The sequence below is a fragment of the Pseudomonas sp. GW821-FHT04C07 genome (assembly GCF_059420325.1).
Genome location: NZ_JBWKTM010000011.1, coordinates 80830 through 99909, shown reverse-complemented (window position 1 = coordinate 99909; position 19080 = coordinate 80830). Strand labels below are relative to the sequence as shown.

At 57.0% G+C, this 19080-nt stretch carries 18 protein-coding genes; 5 read left to right on the top strand and 13 right to left on the bottom strand.

All coding sequences use genetic code 11. The features are described 5' to 3' along the window. Window positions 1–147 precede the first annotated feature (147 nt). Together AC07UI_RS20220 and AC07UI_RS20215 are read right to left on the bottom strand one after the other, a co-directional pair. Window positions 148–1074 (bottom strand): universal stress protein, encoded by a 927-nt coding sequence (locus tag AC07UI_RS20220; RefSeq protein ID WP_494994161.1) that lies wholly within the window; start codon window positions 1072–1074, stop codon window positions 148–150. A 176-nt stretch (window positions 1075–1250) separates the two neighbouring features. Beyond that, window positions 1251–2234: a zinc-dependent alcohol dehydrogenase family protein gene (locus AC07UI_RS20215; RefSeq protein ID WP_494994160.1), complete on the bottom strand. Its 984-nt coding sequence runs from the start codon at window positions 2232–2234 to the stop codon at window positions 1251–1253. 219 nt (window positions 2235–2453) lie between these two features. Between AC07UI_RS20215 and AC07UI_RS20210 the strand changes: the two genes are divergently transcribed. Both AC07UI_RS20210 and AC07UI_RS20205 read left to right on the top strand, forming a co-directional pair. Then, window positions 2454–3146 (top strand): phosphoribosyltransferase, encoded by a 693-nt coding sequence (locus AC07UI_RS20210; RefSeq protein WP_494994159.1) that lies wholly within the window; start codon window positions 2454–2456, stop codon window positions 3144–3146. Window positions 3147–3155: 9 nt separating this feature from the next. After that, window positions 3156–3827: a dienelactone hydrolase family protein gene (locus tag AC07UI_RS20205; RefSeq protein ID WP_494994158.1), complete on the top strand. Its 672-nt coding sequence runs from the start codon at window positions 3156–3158 to the stop codon at window positions 3825–3827. A 103-nt stretch (window positions 3828–3930) separates the two neighbouring features. Here the strand turns inward: AC07UI_RS20205 and AC07UI_RS20200 are convergent, their stop codons facing one another. The 6 genes from AC07UI_RS20200 to mobA all read right to left on the bottom strand — a co-directional run bounded on the left by AC07UI_RS20200 (window position 3931) and on the right by mobA (window position 10942). Then, entirely contained in the window at window positions 3931–5298 is a 1368-nt protein-coding gene (locus tag AC07UI_RS20200; protein WP_494994157.1) for an erythromycin esterase family protein, read from the bottom strand. 51 nt (window positions 5299–5349) lie between these two features. Then, a complete protein-coding gene (ftsH, locus tag AC07UI_RS20195) occupies window positions 5350–7176 on the bottom strand; it encodes an ATP-dependent zinc metalloprotease FtsH (RefSeq protein WP_494994156.1) in 1827 nt (608 codons plus the stop codon). A 333-nt stretch (window positions 7177–7509) separates the two neighbouring features. Next, window positions 7510–8079: an Hsp20/alpha crystallin family protein gene (locus AC07UI_RS20190; protein ID WP_494994155.1), complete on the bottom strand. Its 570-nt coding sequence runs from the start codon at window positions 8077–8079 to the stop codon at window positions 7510–7512. Between the two features lie 404 nt (window positions 8080–8483). Further along, complete coding sequence (gene fdhD / locus AC07UI_RS20185) at window positions 8484–9311, bottom strand: formate dehydrogenase accessory sulfurtransferase FdhD (RefSeq protein WP_494994154.1); 828 nt, start codon at window positions 9309–9311, stop codon at window positions 8484–8486. Between the two features lie 15 nt (window positions 9312–9326). Next, window positions 9327–10217, bottom strand: coding sequence for a LysR family transcriptional regulator (locus tag AC07UI_RS20180; RefSeq protein WP_494994153.1), 891 nt, complete (start codon window positions 10215–10217; stop codon window positions 9327–9329). A gap of 110 nt (window positions 10218–10327) precedes the next feature. Further along, entirely contained in the window at window positions 10328–10942 is a 615-nt protein-coding gene (gene mobA / locus AC07UI_RS20175) for a molybdenum cofactor guanylyltransferase MobA (RefSeq protein ID WP_494994152.1), read from the bottom strand. Window positions 10943–11193: 251 nt separating this feature from the next. Between mobA and moaB the strand changes: the two genes are divergently transcribed. Further along, on the top strand, window positions 11194–11733 hold the full coding sequence (moaB, locus tag AC07UI_RS20170) for a molybdenum cofactor biosynthesis protein B (protein ID WP_494994151.1): 540 nt from the start codon (window positions 11194–11196) through the stop codon (window positions 11731–11733). Continuing rightward, window positions 11730–12935: a molybdopterin molybdotransferase MoeA gene (locus tag AC07UI_RS20165; RefSeq protein WP_494994150.1), complete on the top strand. Its 1206-nt coding sequence runs from the start codon at window positions 11730–11732 to the stop codon at window positions 12933–12935. Before moaB ends, AC07UI_RS20165 begins: the two co-directional genes overlap by 4 nt. 49 nt (window positions 12936–12984) lie before the next feature. Here the strand turns inward: AC07UI_RS20165 and moaE are convergent, their stop codons facing one another. Genes moaE through moaA form a run of 5 tightly spaced genes read right to left on the bottom strand, consistent with a single transcriptional unit; the run spans window position 12985 to window position 16193 of the window. Continuing rightward, window positions 12985–13446: a molybdopterin synthase catalytic subunit MoaE gene (gene moaE, locus AC07UI_RS20160; protein WP_494994149.1), complete on the bottom strand. Its 462-nt coding sequence runs from the start codon at window positions 13444–13446 to the stop codon at window positions 12985–12987. 3 nt (window positions 13447–13449) lie between these two features. Next, window positions 13450–13701, bottom strand: coding sequence for a MoaD/ThiS family protein (locus AC07UI_RS20155; protein WP_494994148.1), 252 nt, complete (start codon window positions 13699–13701; stop codon window positions 13450–13452). Further along, the gene (gene moaC, locus AC07UI_RS20150) at window positions 13698–14204 is read right to left on the bottom strand and encodes a cyclic pyranopterin monophosphate synthase MoaC (RefSeq protein WP_494994147.1); all 507 of its coding nucleotides are present in this window, start codon (window positions 14202–14204) and stop codon (window positions 13698–13700) included. The genes AC07UI_RS20155 and moaC overlap by 4 nt, the downstream gene beginning before the upstream one ends. A gap of 46 nt (window positions 14205–14250) precedes the next feature. Beyond that, a complete protein-coding gene (locus AC07UI_RS20145; protein ID WP_494994146.1) occupies window positions 14251–15150 on the bottom strand; it encodes a bestrophin family protein in 900 nt (299 codons plus the stop codon). A 44-nt stretch (window positions 15151–15194) separates the two neighbouring features. After that, a complete protein-coding gene (gene moaA / locus AC07UI_RS20140; RefSeq protein WP_494994291.1) occupies window positions 15195–16193 on the bottom strand; it encodes a GTP 3',8-cyclase MoaA in 999 nt (332 codons plus the stop codon). A gap of 437 nt (window positions 16194–16630) precedes the next feature. On the opposite strand from moaA, the gene AC07UI_RS20135 reads away from it, so the two are divergent. Continuing rightward, the gene (locus AC07UI_RS20135) at window positions 16631–18955 is read left to right on the top strand and encodes an FdhF/YdeP family oxidoreductase (protein ID WP_494994145.1); all 2325 of its coding nucleotides are present in this window, start codon (window positions 16631–16633) and stop codon (window positions 18953–18955) included. The last annotated feature ends 125 nt before the right edge of the window (window positions 18956–19080 follow it).

The window sequence follows — 19080 nt, the reverse complement described above, 5'->3', positions numbered from 1 at the left end:
TTTAATACAACGGTTGTTTGAAGCGCGTCAGGAGCGCAGCGCCTGGTTGAACAAGCGCTTGCTCAGACGAAGATTGAACGGGGACTGGATGCTGACTTTCAGGTACTACGCAAACCGGGAAAGAAAAATGCGCGGGATCTGCATGATTCAATACTCGGGTTGTTCAGCACCGACCACCAACACACTGCAAGGCATCTTGTAGAGCAGGTGCTCTGCCGTACTGCCGATAAGTTTGTCCAGGCCATGCGGGCTCACTTTGCCCATGACGATGACATCGACGTCATGGGTGTCGGCATAACTGGCCAGGACCTTGGCCGGATTGCCCATGATCAGGTGGCGCTGCCCGGTCGGTATGCCGTTGCGTTCGGCCAACGCGTTGAAGGCCTCATCCTGAATGTCATACATGGTCTTGGCCATGCTTGAGGAGAAGAAGGATGAACCGCTGGCAAAGCCGAACTCTGACGAGGTAATCGATGACAGGTCATAGGCGTACAACACATCGATTTCGGCGTTGCATCGCATCGCCAGTTTCACCGCTTCGCGGACGATCCGGTCATTGAAGCCCGGGTTCTGGTCACTGTGATGGAGGGGGTCCACCGCTGCGACGATCTTGCGCGGCAAGGCATGACGGGTATTGCTCACAAAATGCAACGGTACAGGGCACTGGCGCATCAGGTGCACATCGAGAGGCGTGAACATGATCCGCGTCAACAGCGACTCGTGCTCCAGGGCCTTGATCAGCATGTCCATGGGTTGTTCGTTGAGGTGGACAAGGATTTCTTCCAGTGGACGTTCGACCCATGTCACTTCGGTGGTCACATCAACACCGATTTTGCGCAGGGGCCTGGCCTGTTCCTCAAGCCACTGGCGGTGCCGCCCGACGTAGCCCAAACGCATTTGCTCCAGCGCTTGCTCATTGACCAGGCCCGCTGTCGCCAGGCCCTCGAGATAATCAAAAGCCACGATGTGCAGCGCTGCACCTTCGGCTTTGGCCAGGGCGGCGGCCCTGTCGAAGGCTGCGCTGTGCTGCATCAATGGCGAAGTCACCAGCATGAAGCGTTTTTGTCTGGACATGACAAACCTCCCAAACAGTAAAGACAGCGGTCCCTCAGGGCCGTGACTGGACATCAAGTGGCAAGACGATTATCTGATCATGCCGCCAGTACGAGCAAACGGGTTGATTGGCATCAACGTCAGCCGGGGTGTCCGACGTGTGGTCGGGGATGAAGCGCCCGGTAACTGACTGGCGTTCAGGGCGTCAGTACGAGCGCCCCTTTGAACTGTCCTTGTCGCAGGCAGGCGAGGGCGGTATTGGCATCTTTCAGAGCAAAACAGGTGACATGGGAGCGAATGGGGGTATGACGAAATTCGGCGAAGAACGCCTTGCCGTCCTCGCGGGTCAGATTGGCCACCGAACGCAGTACTCGTTCACCCCACAGCAGTTGATAGGGAAAAGCCGGAATATCACTCATATGAATGCCGGCGCAGATCACACAGCCACCCTTGATCGTCGCGGCAAGGGCCAGTGGTATCAAGGCCCCGACGGGGGCGAATATCAGCGCGGCGTCCAGCGGTTGCGGTGGCGGTTGTTCTGAAGACCCGGCCCAGACAGCGCCCAGTTTTCTGGCGTAATCCTGGCCTTGTGTGTCGCCAGGGCGGGTGAAGGCATACACCTGCTGGCCACGTGTTAGCGCGATTTGTATGACCAGATGAGCGGCGGCGCCAAAACCATAGAGACCCAGTCGCCGCGCTGTCCCCGCCAGCCGCAAGGCGCGATAACCAATCAGCCCGGCACACAGCAACGGAGCAGCCTCGACAGGCGGCAGCGCGGCTGGAATGGTGAGGCAAAAGCGCGCATCGGCGAGGACGTAGTCGGCATAACCTCCATCGAGCTGACACCCCGTGAAAAGTGCCCGATTACACAGGTTCTCCCGTCCTGCCAGGCAGAAAGCGCAGTGTCCGCAGGCCCAGCCCAACCAGGGAACGCCGACCCGTCTGCCGATCCAGTAAGGTGCCACTTGCGAGCCGACCGCCACGACCTGACCAACAATTTCATGTCCCGGAACCCGTGGCAGCACCGCTTGAGGGAGCTCGCCGTCGAACAGGTGCAGATCAGTACGGCAGACACCGCAGGCCAGCACCTTGATCAGCAATTGATGGGGGGCAGGTGTCGGGACTGGACGCTCTTCCAACTGCAACGGCTGACCAGGGGAATGTAAAACCATGGCGCGCATGACCATTCTCCAGAGTAAGGGATATTAATCACTGTAGTTCGCAGGTGCAGACCGAACGAGAACCCTGGCGACCGGAGCTACGGTGGTAAGCGCCGCACATCGCTGCGGCCGTCAATGCTCGCGTAACCGGGGAACATAGGCTTGGACGCGTCAGTCAAACACTATGTGGGTATGTATGAAGCCGGTATCGGGGGCATACCACCTGGAGGAGGTTATTAAATGATTCATTATTCCTCTCAGCAAACGACCTTGCATGACCGGGCTGCTGCCGGTCGTAGCCTGGTGGAGCCGCTGCTTAAATACAGCGCAAAACCCGATGTCATTGTCCTCGCCTTGCCCCGAGGGGGTGTCCCGGTGGCCTATGAAGTGGCCACAGCCCTGGAGGTTCGCCTGGACCTGATGCTGGTCCGCAAGCTCGGCGTTCCTTCTCACCAGGAGTTCGCCATGGGTGCCATTGCCAGCGGTGGCATACAAATAGTGAATGAGGATGCGCTACGGGCTAACCACATTGATCAACGCACACTCGAGGCCGTGGCCGCACGGGAAACGCAGGAGCTGCTGCGCCGCGAGCGCATCTACCGGGCAACGCGTCCGCCCGTGGCGTTGCAAGACCAGGTGGTGATTCTGATCGATGACGGGCTGGCCACAGGGGCTTCAATGATGGCCGCAGTACACGCCGTGCGCCTGCAAAAACCGGCACGCATCGTTGTCGCTGTACCGGTGGCGCCACTGGAGACCGCGGAGGCGCTGCGCAGCGAAGTGGATGAGCTGGTTTGCCCGCTCACCCCCGAATGGCTGATGTCGATCGGCAGTTGGTACGCGGATTTTTCCCAGACCCCGGACGAAGAGGTTATTGATTTGTTGCAACGCGCCTGGCGACGCGAATCGAATTCGGGGCAGGGAGTGCCTTAAGGCAGTCCAATGCTAAAGCCACAGCGTCGCAATCTGGAACTGGCGGACGTCGAGTTAGCCGCTGATTTGCGTTTGCCTGCAGCCGCAGGCGGATTGGTGGTGTTCGTCCATGGCAGTGGCAGCAGTCGCTCGAGCCCACGTAACCAGCAGGTTGCACAATCTCTGGCCCAGCGCGGTCTGGGCACGCTGCTGTTCGATCTACTCACCGAGCAGGAACAATACGTGGACTACCTGACCGGAGAGTTGCGCTTTGATATCGCGCTGCTCTCCAGACGACTGGTGGGTGTGATCGACTGGATAGGGCACAGGGCTGAATTGAAATCGTTGCGCGTCGGGCTGTTCGGCGCGAGCACCGGGGCCGCAGCGGCGTTGTTGGCAGCGGCGCTGCGCCCGGACGTGGTGCATGCCGTGGTCAGCCGGGGAGGGCGGACCGACCTGGCCGGGGCAGCGCTGGCCCTGGTGAAGGCACCCACCTTACAAATCGTCGGAGATCAGGACCCGACGGTGCTTGGCCTTAACCGCCAAAGCGCCCTGGCCCTGCAGTGTGAGCACCGGCTGGACGTCATCGCCGGAGCCACCCACCTTTTTGAAGAACCAGGAGCCCTGGAGAAAGTCGCCAGCCTGGCTGGCGACTGGTTTGAGGTGTATCTGCACACGCCGGCAAAAAAAACGCCCGAATGAGCCAAACCTTGTAGGAGCCGAGCTTGGTCCGGGCGGCGTTCCGACGATGGCGATCTCAAGGACGCCATCGCCGGCAAGCCGTGCTCCTACAGGTGTGCGGATATCACACACCAAACGGAAAGGTTTCGTCCTCCGGTTCCAGTTCCTGGCTTTTCGGCAGGTGCAGTGCGGTCACCGGTTGCGTCTGTTCAATCCAGACCATGGCGTCGAATTGCTCGGCAAGCACCGCCTGGAAGTAGTGGCTGGCGAGCTCGCTTTCAGGTCGGTAAATCACCCCAATGGCCCGCTCCAGCAGTGGCTCGCTGAGGGCCTGGCGCAACGCTTCTCGCTGAGGATCGCGCCAGTCGGTCAATGACGCAGCGATGCCCGCCTCAAGGAACTGATACTCCCAACTGTCTGTTCGAGATGGCCGGATGTCCATGATGTGCATGTCGCCATCCCAGTCATCGGCCGCCGCCACCTGGCCGCGGTCGGTGCTCATGCCGATCAGCACGACGTCGCGCCCATAGGCGCTGCGGCACAGCTGACCGATATTGAACTGGCCCTTCCAGCCCATCTGTGTGGCGGCGGCATTGCCGATATGGGAGTTGTGCGCCCACACCACGGCCCTGGCTTGAGGGCCACGATGCTCGAGCAGCGCACACAAGGTGTCGAACATATGCCTGTCACGCAGGTTCCAGGAGGTGGTCGAGCCTCGATAAATCGCTCGGTAGTATTGTTCCGCCGCCCGAACGACCTGGGCGTTTTGCGTGGCATTGAAGAAAGCTTCGTCGTCCTGGATAAGCCCGGCCATTTGTTCGGCCAATATGGCATTGAGCTGCTCGATCACCGCTTGCTCACAAGGCATGACGCCGCCGCGCTCGACAAAATGGCCATATAGCGCAGGATCATCCTGCCAGGGTGTCAGACAGCCATAACGCTGTCGTGCTTCGTGCGCAAGCTGAGGGTCGCCCAGGTCCAGGTAGTTCAAGACCTCGCGAATGGAATTGCGCAAACTGTAAACGTCCAACCCGCGAAACTCGACACGCAGCTCGGAGGCTTTGTGGCTGTTGTGCTGATGAAGCCAGTGGGCGAAAGCCCTCACATCGGTATTGCGCCACATCCAGGTCGGGAATCGGCTGAAGATATGACGTTTCCAGGCCGAAGGCGCCAGCCCGCGGACGTAACGGTCAACGTGGCCCGCATCCGGCCAGTCCGCTTCGACGGCAACAATATTGAACCCATGCTGCTCAATCAGCCGTTGGGTGATGGCCGCCCGGGTTCGATAGAAGTCGCTGGTGCCATGGCTGGCCTCACCGATCATCACCACACGAGCATCGGCGTAACGGTCGAACATCGCGCCGAAGGTCTGCGAATTCAACGCCGGCAGCTCCTCAGCGTACTGGCGTAACAAGGGGACAATGGAGGTCTGCACCCCGTTGGCACGGGAGCCGGGAAGTTTCTTCGAGAAGTCTTGGAAAGATGGGCTCATGAGCGTCATTCCGATGAGAGTGGATTGCCCGACGTGCAGCGCTCTGGGGCATCACGTCGACTGCCGGGGCAGCGCTGACTTGAGGGGCATTAGCGCGGGGAATTCTTCAGGCGTCAGGGTTTCCTTTTCCAGCAAGAGTCTGGCGCCGGCATCCAGATCAGCCCTACGGTCCTCAAGCAACGCCTTGGCGCGACTGTAGGCTTCATCGAGCAGGGCTCTGATGCCGAGATCGATTTCCCGCGCGGTTTGTTCCGAGTAATCCTTCTCCCCCCGATTCAACATGTGTTCGCCCAGGAAAGTGGGGGTCTGTCGCTCCAGCACCGACTGCCCGAGCTCCGTACTCATGCCGAAGCGGGTAATCAGTTGCCGGGCGATATCGGTCGCCCGGGTCAAGTCGTCCGCCGCTCCCGTGGAGATCTGGCCATAGGCGATGTACTCGGCGGCCCGCCCGGCCATCAACACTGCGATGCGGTCCTTGAGCATCTGACAACTGATCAGAAAGTGATCTTCGGTCGGGCGTTGCAGGGTATAGCCCAACGACCCGATAGCGCGGGGAATGATCGAGACCTTGTGCACCGGATCCATTCCCGGCAAGGTGCTGGCGGCCAGCGCATGGCCCATTTCGTGATAGGCGACCACCAGACGTTCTTGTGGCTGCAGCAAGCTGCTCTTGCGCTCCACTCCGGCGACGATACGCTCCACCGCAGCGGTGAAATCATCGAGGCTGACCGCCTGGGCACCGCGACGGGTTGCGACGATAGCGGCTTCATTGATCAGATTCGCCAGGTCCGCGCCGGTGAAGCCGGTAGTGATCTCGGCAATGCGCCCGCAGTCGACGCTGAGCTCAACGGTGATTTTCTTGATATGCACTTTGAGAATCTCGAACCGGCCCTTGCGGTCCGGGCGATCAATGACGATCTGACGATCGAAGCGGCCGGCCCGCAGCAGCGCCGGGTCGAGGACTTCCGGACGATTGGTGGCGGCCAGCAGAACCACGCCTTCGCGGGGATCGAAGCCATCGAGCTCCGCCAGCAGTTGGTTGAGTGTCTGCTCTTTTTCGTCGTTGCCACCGAACGCACCGATCCCCCGCATCTTTCCCAGGGCATCCAGTTCGTCAATGAAAATGATGCAGGGTGCCGCCTGACGAGCCTGTTCGAACAGGTCGCGGACCCGGGCGGCGCCAACGCCGACGAACATCTCGACGAACTCGGAGCCGGAGATGGAGAAAAACGGAACCCCGGCTTCACCGGCGATGGCCTTGGCGACCAGGGTTTTACCGGTTCCGGGAGGGCCAACCAGCAAAGTCCCTTTGGGGATGTGGGCACCCAAGCGGGTGTACCTGGCCTTGTCTTTCAAAAACGAGACAATTTCCACCAGCTCGGCCTTGGCTTCGTCAATACCGGCTACATCGGCGAAGGTCACGCCCGTATCGCGTTCGACGAATACTTTGGCCCGCGACTTGCCGACACTCATCAGGCCACCAAGGCCCTGCTTCTCGGCAAGGCCGCGAAACAGAAAAAGCCAGACGCCCATGATCATGATAAAGGGCAGGAACCAGCCGAGCAGATTGCCCAGAAAGGTGTTTTCGTTGACACCGGAAAAACCGACGTCTGATTGAGCGAGTTCTGCCGCCAGGGTTGGGTCGACCCGCACTGTGCTGAACAGGTTATGACCGTTGATAGGCTCTTGCAGCTTGCCGTTGATTTGGTCCTTGGTGATGCTCAACTCGCTGACCTTATGCTCGTTCAGCAACTGCAGGAACTGACTGTAAGGGATCGACTCGACGGCAGCGCGTCCGGCAAACAGGAACTGCGCCAGTGTCAACGCGACGAAGGTGATGAGGAAGTATGAAAAATTCCACTGATCGGTCTTCTTCATGGTCTGGGCTCGAGAGTGAACGATGCATGTGAGCAACGACCCTGTGCAGTGCTACGCAGAGTCGTTCTGCGCCCTACACTTGAGTATTGGTTAAAATTTTAGACCTGCTGTCAGTCGATCAGTTTTATGTATATCGAGCGGGCGCCCTGTGGTTTGCTCGCAGCAGCTGCCAAAGGTTCGGGCCGTGTACGGACGATCTTTTGATCCTCGGTCAGAACGCGATCCTGGGTGAGTGCTGAAAAGATCGCAGGCTGCGCCAGCGCCTGCAAAGGGGAAACCCACAAAAAGCCCCTTGCCAGGTTTTCCTGGCAAGGGGCCAATGGGCACGCGGTTTTAGTCGGCTTTAATTCGCACAATTTTTTCCGGTTTTATGGCCTCGGCTTTTTTCGGCAGAGCCACCGTCAGCAAGCCTTTGCTGAAATGCGCGTCGATCTTGTCGACATCGACCCCTTTGGGCAGGTTGAAGACCCGCTCGAATGAGCCGTAGCTGCGTTCAGTGAGGTGATAGCCCTTCCTCTGTTCTTCCCTGTCTGCTTTCTTTTCGCCTCTGATGATCAGGCTGCCATTGGACAGTTTGATCTCAATGTCCTTCTCATCCATACCGGGAAGTTCGGCGGTGATTTCGTAGCTTTTATCCCGCTCGGCAATGTCCACGGCGGGCATGCCACGACCGCTCATCTCCCGATTCCAGAATGGCTCGACATCAAAGAGGCCGCGGCTGAACGGCTCGACATCGAAGAGGCTACGGCCGAGCGGCGAAAGCGCCGAGCCTCGACCGAAGTCTTCGAACAAATTGTCGACCTGTTGGCGCAGCGCGTCGAAGGGACGCCAGAGATCCTTGCTCACTGATGGCTGGCTGGTCTTCTGTTCGGTGCTGATCGGCATTTTTTTAACGGTAGACATATCATTTCTCCTCTTGGATGACTCGAGCTGGACTGCGAATGTCCGGGTCGCATGTCCACGTCGAGAGAGGCAATCAGGGGATATCAACGCCCTGTGGCGTCAGATTCCCCGCCACCGTATCCAGGCAGCGAATGCTGCTTGTGGTACGGGTATATAAACTCCTTTTGCACTTATAAGCATAGGCGCGCCAGAGGTCTGGATCATTCCAACGGGGAGGCAGGCGAGAAAAACGCGACGAGCGGATAGCGGGCTTCAAAAAATCAGATCGTTTTGTTGATTCGCCAGGGGCTTCGCAGAAGCGTTGCAGTCGAGTGGAGCGCTCTAAAGAGTGCAACGCTGGAGCGCGCATGCTGGTGAAGCCTGTTGGTGAGTGCCTGTGTCGGGGTGAACTGTAGGTGGAGACGTTAAACAGGGCTGTAAATCCGTGGCGCGCTTCGGTGGGGGACGTGGATCAAGTTGAGGCGGTGCTTGATTGCCCACTGCACGGTCAATGCGGTGGGTGCCGACAAGCTGACCAGCGTGCCAAACTTCGCCCTTACCGCTTTGTGAATAAGCTCCAGGCTGCAGCGGCTAGTCACTACCGTGAAGCCACAACGTGCATCGATCTGTGCATGCTGCATAGCGCCTATCAATTTATCCAGCGCGTTGTGGCGGCCGATATCTTCGCGGCACAAGAGCGCCGAGCCGTGAGTGTCGAAGTACAGCGCCGCATGCAGCGCGCCACTGCTGCGTGCCATTATTTGAGCCTGTTCGATGCGCTCACGCAGTCCGCTGAAGTGTTCCGCGAGAGGGAGGGGAACAGGCTCCAGAATGTCCAGTTGCGGAAGTGCCTGCTCCAGCGCTTCCACACCACACAACCCGCAACCACTGGTACCCGCCATTTGCCGGCGATGATTCTTCAGTGCCCAGAAGGCGCGACTGGAGATCTGTACATCCGCCTGACAGGCCTGGTCGAAGTGCGAGAGACGGATGTCGTGGATTTCGTTCAGATTTTCAACAATATCGTTACTCACGCTGAAACCCCGGATGAAATCCTCGATATTGCCGGGTGAAACCATCATCACGGCCTGGCTCAGTCCGTTGTACGTAATGGCCAGGGCGATCTCGGACGCTAGCGCAGCCTGGGAGACGGGTGCGCGCGTGTCATATTCTCGATAGGTGACATTCAGAGGCTTTGGCGCAGGTGCATTCGCATCGCTTTGCTCAGATGATTGTTCGACTTGGCAAGACATGACAAAACCCTCGAATCAGCTCTTTGCGGCAAATAGTTTTCTGGCTTCAGCAAAACACTTCTCGGCGATTGCCGAGCGAGGTTCGGTTTTGCGCATCACGAGACCCAGTGGCGCGAGAACACTTGCATCTGGAAGGTTGATAAAGGCCAGATTCTCAATCGGGTTTTCCAGACCATTGTTCAGCGGCATGATCGAGCAGCAAAAACCTTCGTGAATCGCCTGGAACAACTGATAAGTCGAGTCGGTTTCGAGTATTGGCTGTGGGTCTAGCCCGCGGCTGCGGAAACTCAGATCAACGGATTTTCGATAGTGCATGCCATTGCTGATCGTCCCCAATGGCAGCTCGGCGGCATCTTCCCAGCTCATTTCTGTTCCTTCGAAATGGAAGTGGCGAGTGTCGTACAGCAAGCCGACGCGGGTCTCTCCTATTTCGAAAAAATCCAGATAGTCCGGACTCACATGATCGAGATAACAGATGCCCAGATCCAGTTGGTTGTTACCTATGCCTTCGATGATTCGATCTGAGCTCATGGATGACAGGCTGAATTTGAGCTCTGGGAACGTATGGGAAAGCCCCTGAACGTAGCTGATGGGATTAAAGCCGCTGAGAGGCACCAGACCCAGACGCAAATTGCCGACTAACTGACCGCGACACGCGGCGGCTTCGGCGAACAGCCCGTCATGTGCGGCGAGCAATGTTCTCGCCCATGCCAGCACGCGTTCACCCGCCTGGGTGAAACCTTCAAAGCGCTGGCCTCGGGTGACCAGCTCCAGACCCAGTTCATCCTCAAGATTGCGCAAGCGCATGGACAGCGTCGGCTGAGTAATGTGGCAACGAGCAGCGGCCTGCCCGAAGTGTCGAGTCTGTTCCAGCGCAATCAGGAACTTGAGTTGTTTGATGTCCACGATGGCACCTGCTGAGGGAAGTATGTGATGTAAGTATTAACACAGGAGTCCAGGACGCATGGATTGTTTGAAAAGTCCCGAACCGACCCTTTGGAGGAAACAGTGTGAACTTATTCAAATGACGCAGATAGCGTTTCGCAAAGCAGTTCCGGGGTGTTGAAATTACATAGGCGCGAGTCGTCCGAGGCACACGACAACGCCCTCGGGGCACGTTTCAACAGCGCGCGTAACAGGCTTCGCTCTCCCTCATCCCAGTCTTGCTGCAAACCCTGTAGCAGCGCCTTGGGAATCAAGCTGAACATGGGTTGCCATTGCCCGGCCTGCTGCACCATCAACGCTGAAGCCGTCGCAGGGCGCGCCTCTAACAGAGCCCTGATCAGCGGCGCGTCAATGTTCGGTGCGTCGCAGGCGAGAATCAGTAGCCACGGATGGTGCGCAACAGCCAGTCCGGCCAGGACTCCTGCCAGAGGTCCCGGGAAATCCCTTTGTGAGTCCTCGACCAATTGATCGGCATAGGCTCGATAACTTTTTTCATTACGGTTGCAGGAGATGATCAAGTCGTCGGTGAAGGGTCGTACTACAGCGTGTACATGTGCGATGAGCGGCTTCCCTTTCCAGGGCAGCAGCCCTTTATCCCGTCCCCCCATACGCGCCCCGCGCCCGCCAGCAAGTAGTAGCACTGAGCAGGGTACAGATGAAGCTGCAGTAGAGCAGGTAAGTGTCATGATTAAAAACACGGATAGTTGGGTGAGCAGACGATCTCACTGTTTATCTTGTCAGTCCAATCAGAAGTATTTAATGATCGATCGATTGACTCTATCAAAACCGAATTTAATTAGAATAAGGAATCACTGTGGATGAAAAAACCTTCGATAGACGCGCTCGATAATCTGGTCGGCCAGAGTGATTAGACAGTGACCGTTTTAGCGCTTTAGCCTCTAGCAATTGTTTTCATTATTGCCTGCCGGAGAATGACATGAGCGTTAAGTCGGATGCGTTATTTGTACCGTTGAATATTGCCGTGCTGACCGTCAGTGATACCCGTGAATATGCCAATGATACCTCTGGGCAATTGCTGGTCAGTCGATTACTGGAAGCGGGCCACACCCTGAGTGAACGCAACTTGCTCAAGGATGACCTGTACAAAATCCGGGCACAGGTCGCAAGCTGGATTGCCGACGAGGGGATTCAGGTCGTGCTGATTACCGGGGGCACCGGATTCACTGGCCGCGACAGTACACCTGAGGCGGTGACCTGTTTGTTGGATAAACAAATTGACGGCTTTGGTGAGTTGTTTCGGGCGATTTCTATTCTCGATATTGGCACGTCCACTGTACAGAGCCGGGCCTTGGCCGGACTGGCCAACGGCACACTGGTGTGCTGCCTGCCAGGTTCTACTGGCGCCTGTCGAACCGCGTGGGAAGGCATTCTTGCCGAGCAGTTGGATGCACGCCACAGGCCGTGCAATTTCGTGCCGCACCTCAAGCCTGTGCAAGTCTGCGGGTCACGGGGATGAGTCAGTCACCGCTGATGCCTGTGGAGGAGGCCATCGCCAGGCTGCTGGCCATGGCTGAGGCCCAACGTCTCGATGATAGCGAGTCAGTACAGCTGAATGATGCACGGCAACGGGTGCTGGCCAGTGACCTGGTGGCGACCCTGGATCTTCCGCCTTGGCCGAATAGTGCCATGGACGGTTATGCCTTGAATGTGGACGACTGGAGCGGACAGCCACTAGCCGTATCCCAACGAATTTTTGCCGGTCAGGCCCCCGAAGCGTTGCTACCGGGGACCTGTGTACGAATCTTTACCGGAGCGCCTGTCCCCGAGGGTGCCAACAGTGTAGAGATGCAGGAGAACGTCGAGCTTTTGGATGATGGCCGCGTCAGCTTCAACCAGTCACTGACAGTTGGCCAGAATATTCGACCGCAAGGCCAAGAGAACCGTGTCGGGCAGGTTTTGCTCCCTGCCGGCAAACGACTGGGACCTTTCGAGTTGGCCATCGCAGCGGCGCAGGGATGTACGCATGTGCATGTCGTACGGCGCCCACGGGTCGCACTGCTCTCCACAGGCGATGAACTGGCCGAACCGGGTATGCCCTTGAAGCCCGGCTGTATCTACAACAGCAATCGCACCTTACTGAGCCACTGGTTAAGTGCATTGGGTTGCGACGTAATCGATGCAGGTATTCTCCCCGACCGGCCGCAGCAGACGCGCCTCAAACTCGAACAGTTGCAACACAATGCGGACTTGATTCTCACCACCGGTGGCGTGTCCGCAGGTGACGCCGATTGTCTCGGGCAGGTGCTGCGTGAATGCGGTAAACCGTTGTTCTGGAAGCTGTCCATAAAGCCGGGTAAGCCACTGACGGTGGGACACTTTGGCACAGTGCCGGTCATCGGTCTGCCAGGAAACCCGACGTCGGCTCTAGTGACTTTTGGGCTATTGGCCCGGGCTTACGTGTTGCGCATCCAGGGTGTCGAAGACGTCACACCATTGAGCTTCCCGATTAGCGTCGGTTTTGACTGGCCTAAAGCAGGAGGCCGCAGGGAGTACCTGAGAGCCAAATTGGAGGAGGGGCGAGCCGTACTCTATCCGAACCAGAGTTCAGGCGTGTTGCTGGGCGCATCCTGGGCTGATGGCTTGGTCGAGATTCTGGAGGGCTGTGCGCTGCAGGCAGGTGACACGGCACGGTTTATTCCGTTCTGCGACTTGTTTTAGAGCGCCCCATCCACCCCTCAGCCATTTGGACGGGGTGGATTCCTTTTGCTCACTCATCACTACCTTCCCAGCGACTTGCTGCCAGCCGATCACTCTCTCTACTGCATACCCAACGGTCACCGGATCGGGTTTCTTCACGTTTCCAGAAGGGTGCTCGTGTTTTCAGAGAGTCCATTAAAAAGGCGCAGGCATCAAAGGCAGCCTGTCGATGTTCGCTGGCAACTCCGACAAACACGATGGGGTCGCCGACGTTCAAAAGACCAACGCGGTGAACTATTTTCACTTTTTGAATAGACCACCTTTCATTGGCCTGGTCGACGATGAGTTGTAATGACCGCTCTGTCATTCCTGGATAATGCTCCAGGAAGAGGTTGCTTACCTTTTCCCCCTGATTGATATCACGGACATAGCCAACGAAGGTCGCCACTGCCCCAACGCTATAGTCTTCGGCGTGCAAGTTGCTATTCAGTTCACCTAAGTTGAACGCCTCAGTCTGGATCTGAATAGTCATCACTCAACCACCCGTCACTTGGGGGAAGAAGGCGATCTCATCGAACTCTTCAATGGAGGCGCCGAGTGTACATAACTCCTGGTTCAGCGCGCACATGAGGCTGGTTTCACTGAGTACTTGCTCCCAAACCTCTCCTCGGGTGATCAGGAATTTTCTGACATCGTCAATGCTTCGCAATGACGCGTTCAGAGCAATTTTTTCTCCGCCAATACCGAGTTGCTCTCGATAACGCGCAAAGTAGTTGATGAGAATCATTGAGCGGCACCTGCTTCAAAGTGACCTGATCTTCCGCCCTGTTTTTTGAGCAGCTGAATTCTATCAATGATCATCCCTCGGTCGACGGCTTTGCACATATCGTAGATAGTCAGAGCCGCAACACTTGCAGCAGTGAGAGCTTCCAGCTCAACGCCTGTTCTGCCGTTAAGTCGGCAGGTGCTCACAATTCTTACGCTATCGGGCTCGACAGTCTTCACCTCGATGTGAATTGAGCTGAGCATCAATGGGTGGCATAAAGGGATGAGTTCATGTGTTTTTTTCGCCGCCATGATCCCTGCGATTCGAGCGACCGCAAACACATCACCCTTGGGATGCCCATGGTGTTGGATAAGTTTCAACGTAGAAGGTCGCATACGTATCCAGGCCTGTGCTTGAGCTTCACGGTTGGTCGGCTCTTTTTCGCTGACATCGACCATATTGGCTCTGCCCTCGGCATCTAAATGAGTCAGCGTCCCGGGATCGGGTTGTTTGAATTCATTCATGTTTATCCTCCACCCCTGCGGGTGCTTAATGAGTAGGTTGTGCTAATCAGTTCAGCACGAAGTCCACGGGCTGAAGTATGGGAGGGAGTTCTGTCGCACCCAGGGCGTCAAGCACCTCACGTTCGATGTTGCGCACGATGGCATTCGTTGGAAGGTCGTTTTCATCTTGACCAAAGGGGTCTTCCAGTTCGTCGCCAATAGCATCCAGCCCAAAAAACGTATAACTCACAATGGCGGTGAAGACTGGCGTTAGCCAGCCCAGTGGCTCGGCCATCGCAAAGGGCAACAAAATGCAAAATATGTAAATTGTCCTGTGTAGCAAGAGTGTGTAAGGGAAGGGGAGTGGAGTACTTTTGATACGCTCGCAGGTCGTTTGCGTAGTGGTCAGATTGGTCAAATGATTGGCCATCAGCGTGTAACGCCATTCGCTGATGTGGCCTGATTCGGCGAGTGTTGAGCACTGTTGGCCGACTTGACGCAGAATCCTTTCAGGGATGTTAGGTGTATTTGAAGAGGGTAACTGGCTAAGCCACGTACCCGCCGCACTGAGCTCGTCTTCTTTACGAAGTCTGGCGTTCAGCGCATGGGCAAACCCGCAGAGATTTCGCAACATCATGCTGCGTTGCTGTTTGTCTTTAATGACCTGCGTTTCCCGGATCATCGAGCGCAGGTCCATCACCATCGCACCCAGCGCTTTGCGTGCTTCATACCAACGGTCGTAGCAGGCGTTGTTACGGAAATTCATGAAGATTGAAAGTGATAGCCCCAACAGCGTGAAGGGGGTGGCATTAACCTTTGAGAAGTACGCAGGATGGAGTGTTTCGACCAGGACAATAGCGGAGGCCAGGAGTGTCACCAGAAGGCTTCGCAGCGCGATACGCTTGGCAATCGAGCCTTTGAGTGAAATCAGAACATTGATCAGATTAGGTTTGGCTCTAACGATCATGGGAAGCAGCCTTCTAGAGAATAATGATGTGAAAACCGGGCAGGCTATCCGCCCGTCATGTTCATAAAACGGACAACTTGCACGTCATCATTGAGTTCAAAGTGGTGTCGGTACGGCTTGATTTTCATCGCCTCGATGATTGCCTTCTCCAGGCGCTCCGGCTCTCCTGGGTGGCGGCGAAGCACTTCCTTCAGGTCGACGGAATGTTCATTGCCCAGGCACAGCAGGAGTCGGCCTTCGACGGTTAACCGAACACGATTGCAGGTAGCGCAAAAATTGTGGCTGTGGGGCGAGATAAACCCCAGGCGAATATGCGGCGCCTCAGCCAGGCGCCAATAACGCGAAGGGCCTTGGGTCGATTCCGCGGAGTCGATGAGCGTGTAGCGTTCGGCAATACGCTCGCGCACGTGCGCGCTTGAAAAGAACGCCCCTGCACGGCTGTGCTCGCTGATTACACCCAGTGGCATCTCTTCGATGAAGGAAATGTCCAGTCCACGATCAATCGCAAAGCCAACGAGATCGTTTATCTCGTGATCGTTGCGCCCTTTCATGACGACGCAGTTGAGTTTGGTATGTTGAAAACCTGCTGCATTCGCCGCGTCAATACCGGCGATGACGTTAGCCAGATCACCCGTGCGGGTCAGTTCGCGGAAGCGATGGGTATCGAGGCTGTCGAGACTGATGTTAAGGCGCTTGAGCCCCGCATCGAACAAGGGTGCCGCGAGCTTGCCCAGCTGTGAACCGTTTGTGGTCATGCACAGTTCACGCAGCCCCGGCAGCGCTGCAATGCGTTCACACAGCGCTACCACGCCGGGGCGAATCAACGGTTCGCCACCGGTCAGGCGGATTTTTCGGGTGCCCAGCGCCACAAAGCTTTCAGCCAGCTGATAGATCTCTTCCAGCGTCAATATTCGTTGTCGCGGCAAGAATTCCATGTTCTCGGCCATGCAATAAACACAGCGGAAATCGCACCGGTCGGTCACAGACATTCTGAGATAGTCGACTCGCCGAGAAAAACTATCCATCAAAATTCGATCTGACATCACAACCTCCATCAGCGATCCAGGTGTATCAGCCATGGCGCCGGTTTTGGAAGACCACTGTTATATAGGGCCTTGATGACCCAAGACTAAGGTCATTTAAAGTGGCCGTCTAATCACTATTAACAACTGATTGATCAATGGAATCTATTGAGCAGGAAGTGGCTCGGATTCTCGCTGTCTTGAATTTGTAATTGGTTGATTTTTAGTGATTATTTTCTTGATAGATCATTTCGATGATCTGGTCATTATTTGCAATTAGACAGGCATGTAATGCGCGGAATAGTCTTGCTTCGTACCCCTGAATTGGGCCCGTGAAGTAATTAAGTGCGAATAACCTGTCGCTAAATAAAGTCGCATTTTTATAGGCGCACAAAAACAGAAATTAACAATGACTTGACATCAGGCTACCGCCTACGTGCACGTCTTGGAGAAGTATCATGAGCGAAGTTGAACGTTATAAACCGTATAAGGGGGCGGCCGCAGGCTGGGGCGCGCTGATTGCTGTTACCAGGAACTGGTTGGGCAGCGAAAATGCGTTCAAGAATATTCGAACCATGCTCAAGACCAACCAGAATGGCGGATTCGACTGCCCGGGCTGTGCGTGGGGCGAATCGCCGGAGAGTGGCATGGTCAAGTTCTGCGAGAACGGCGCCAAAGCGGTCAACTGGGAAGCCACCGGCCGTCTGGTCAACCCGGCGTTTTTCAACAAATACACGGTGTCGTCGCTGGCGGCGCAAAGTGACTATTGGCTCGAATACCAAGGGCGCCTGACTCACCCCATGCGCTATGACGCCTCCGCTGATCGTTACGTCGAAACCAGCTGGGACGATGCTTTTGCCTTGATCGCCAAACACCTGAAAGGGCTGACGTCGCCTGATCAGGCCGAGTTTTACACGTCCGGCCGGGCCAGCAACGAAGCGGCTTACCTCTATCAGCTATTCGTTCGTGCCTACGGCACCAATAACTTTCCTGACTGTTCGAACATGTGCCACGAAGCGAGCGGCCTGGGCATGGATGACAGCGTCGGCGTGGGCAAAGGCACGGTGACGTTCGATGATCTGGAGGAAGCCGACGCCATTTTCGTCATCGGCCAGAACCCAGGCACCAACCACCCACGGATGCTTGAGCCACTGCGCGAAGCGGTGAAGCGGGGCGCGCAGGTGATCTGTTTCAACCCACTGAAAGAGCGGGGTCTGGAACGCTTCCAGCACCCGCAGCATCCGCTGGAAATGCTCACCAACGGCTCCGAACCCACCTCGTCCGCGTACTTTCGTCCGGCATTGGGCGGCGACATGGCGGCTATGCGCGGCATCGCCAAGTTCCTGTGGCAGTGGGAGCGTGAAGCGCTCGCGAACAACAGCGAGGCGGTGTTCGACCGCGCGTTCATCGCTGAGCACACCTCGGGCCTGGAGACCTACCTGGCCGAAGTCGACGCCACGACCTGGGAGCATATCGTCGAACAGTCCGGCCTGACCCTGGCGGACATCGAACTGGCTGCCCGCATGTACCACAGAGCCACGCGGGTCATCATGTGCTGGGCGATGGGGGTGACCCAGCACACCCACTCGGTGGCGACCGTCCAGGAGATCGTCAATGTGCAGTTGTTGCGTGGCAATGTCGGTCGCCCGGGTGCAGGGCTGTCGCCGGTGCGCGGGCACAGTAACGTGCAGGGCGACCGCACCATGGGCATCAACGAGCTGGCACCCCCTGAGTTTATTGACGCGCTGGAAGCGCGCTTTGCGTTCAAGGTTCCGCGCAAACACGGCCACAACACGGTGATGGCGATTGCTGCAATGGAAGAGGGGCGCTCGAAAGTCTTCATCGGCCTGGGCGGCAACTTCGCCCAGGCGACCCCCGACAGCCCACGTACTCATGCCGCACTGCGCAACTGCGACCTCACGGTACACATCGCCACGAAGCTCAATCGCAGCCATCTGGTCACCGGCCGCGAGGCCTTGATTTTGCCGTGCCTGGGGCGCACCGATATCGACATGCAAGAGGAGGGGCCGCAAGGCGTTACGGTGGAAGACACCTTCAGCATGGTGCACATTTCCCACGGCCAACTGAAACCCAAGTCCGCGTTGATGCGTTCGGAACCGGCGATCATTGCCGGGATTGCCAACGCAACATTGGGTAAACACCCCATTGACTGGCTCTGGGCGATCGCAGATTACGGTCGCATCCGTGACCTGATTGCCGACACCATTCCCGGCTTCGAGGATTTCAATAAAAAATTGCTGCACCCCGGTGGCTTTCACCTGGGCAACGATGCCGCCAAACGCATCTGGAAAACCGCCACTGGCAAAGCGCAGTTTGCCCCCAGCGTATTGCCGGAACACCTGGTCAGCGAAGGCGTGCGCAACCTGGACGTGAAACCGGATCTGATCCTGCAAACCATGCGCTCCCACGATCAATACAACACCACCTTGTATGGACTGGATGATCGTTATCGCGGCGTCTACGGCATGCGCGATGTCGTATTCGTCAATGAGCAGGACATTCGCAAACTGGGTTACGAGCCGGGGCAAAAGGTCGACATGATCTCGCTGTGGGGGGATGGTCGCGAGCGTCGAGTGACCGGCTTTACCTTGATCGCCTACGACATTCCACCCGGTCAGGCCGCCGCCTATTACCCGGAAACCAACCCGTTGGTGCCGCTGGAAAGTTATGGCGACCGCACGTACACGCCGACCTCGAAGTTCATCGCCATTCGCCTTGAGCAGGCGAAGGCCAGCAACCTGATCCAGTCCTTCGGCGCTTGAGTCTGGCCGGGGTGGCGTGATTGCCGCCCCAGCCTCACCAGATCATTGGAAATCTGTTCGCTGCGAGCTGTGAGGCTCACTGCGGCCGGGCTTTGTATGCACGAGCATCGAGCCACTATGAGGGT

Excerpts from the sequence above, each read along its gene's own strand:
- AC07UI_RS20220 (WP_494994161.1), bottom strand. The coding sequence starts at position 1,074 with ATGTCCAGACAAAAACGCTTCATGCTGGTGACTTCGCCATTGATGCAG.
- AC07UI_RS20215 (WP_494994160.1), bottom strand. The coding sequence starts at position 2,234 with ATGCGCGCCATGGTTTTACATTCCCCTGGTCAGCCGTTGCAGTTGGAA.
- AC07UI_RS20210 (WP_494994159.1), top strand. The coding sequence starts at position 2,454 with ATGATTCATTATTCCTCTCAGCAAACGACCTTGCATGACCGGGCTGCT.
- AC07UI_RS20205 (WP_494994158.1), top strand. The coding sequence starts at position 3,156 with ATGCTAAAGCCACAGCGTCGCAATCTGGAACTGGCGGACGTCGAGTTA.
- AC07UI_RS20200 (WP_494994157.1), bottom strand. The coding sequence starts at position 5,298 with ATGAGCCCATCTTTCCAAGACTTCTCGAAGAAACTTCCCGGCTCCCGT.
- ftsH (WP_494994156.1), bottom strand. The coding sequence starts at position 7,176 with ATGAAGAAGACCGATCAGTGGAATTTTTCATACTTCCTCATCACCTTC.
- AC07UI_RS20190 (WP_494994155.1), bottom strand. The coding sequence starts at position 8,079 with ATGTCTACCGTTAAAAAAATGCCGATCAGCACCGAACAGAAGACCAGC.
- fdhD (WP_494994154.1), bottom strand. The coding sequence starts at position 9,311 with ATGTCTTGCCAAGTCGAACAATCATCTGAGCAAAGCGATGCGAATGCA.
- mobA (WP_494994152.1), bottom strand. The coding sequence starts at position 10,942 with ATGACACTTACCTGCTCTACTGCAGCTTCATCTGTACCCTGCTCAGTG.
- moaB (WP_494994151.1), top strand. The coding sequence starts at position 11,194 with ATGAGCGTTAAGTCGGATGCGTTATTTGTACCGTTGAATATTGCCGTG.
- AC07UI_RS20165 (WP_494994150.1), top strand. The coding sequence starts at position 11,730 with ATGAGTCAGTCACCGCTGATGCCTGTGGAGGAGGCCATCGCCAGGCTG.
- moaE (WP_494994149.1), bottom strand. The coding sequence starts at position 13,446 with ATGACTATTCAGATCCAGACTGAGGCGTTCAACTTAGGTGAACTGAAT.
- AC07UI_RS20155 (WP_494994148.1), bottom strand. The coding sequence starts at position 13,701 with ATGATTCTCATCAACTACTTTGCGCGTTATCGAGAGCAACTCGGTATT.
- moaC (WP_494994147.1), bottom strand. The coding sequence starts at position 14,204 with ATGAATGAATTCAAACAACCCGATCCCGGGACGCTGACTCATTTAGAT.
- AC07UI_RS20145 (WP_494994146.1), bottom strand. The coding sequence starts at position 15,150 with ATGATCGTTAGAGCCAAACCTAATCTGATCAATGTTCTGATTTCACTC.
- moaA (WP_494994291.1), bottom strand. The coding sequence starts at position 16,193 with ATGTCAGATCGAATTTTGATGGATAGTTTTTCTCGGCGAGTCGACTAT.
- AC07UI_RS20135 (WP_494994145.1), top strand. The coding sequence starts at position 16,631 with ATGAGCGAAGTTGAACGTTATAAACCGTATAAGGGGGCGGCCGCAGGC.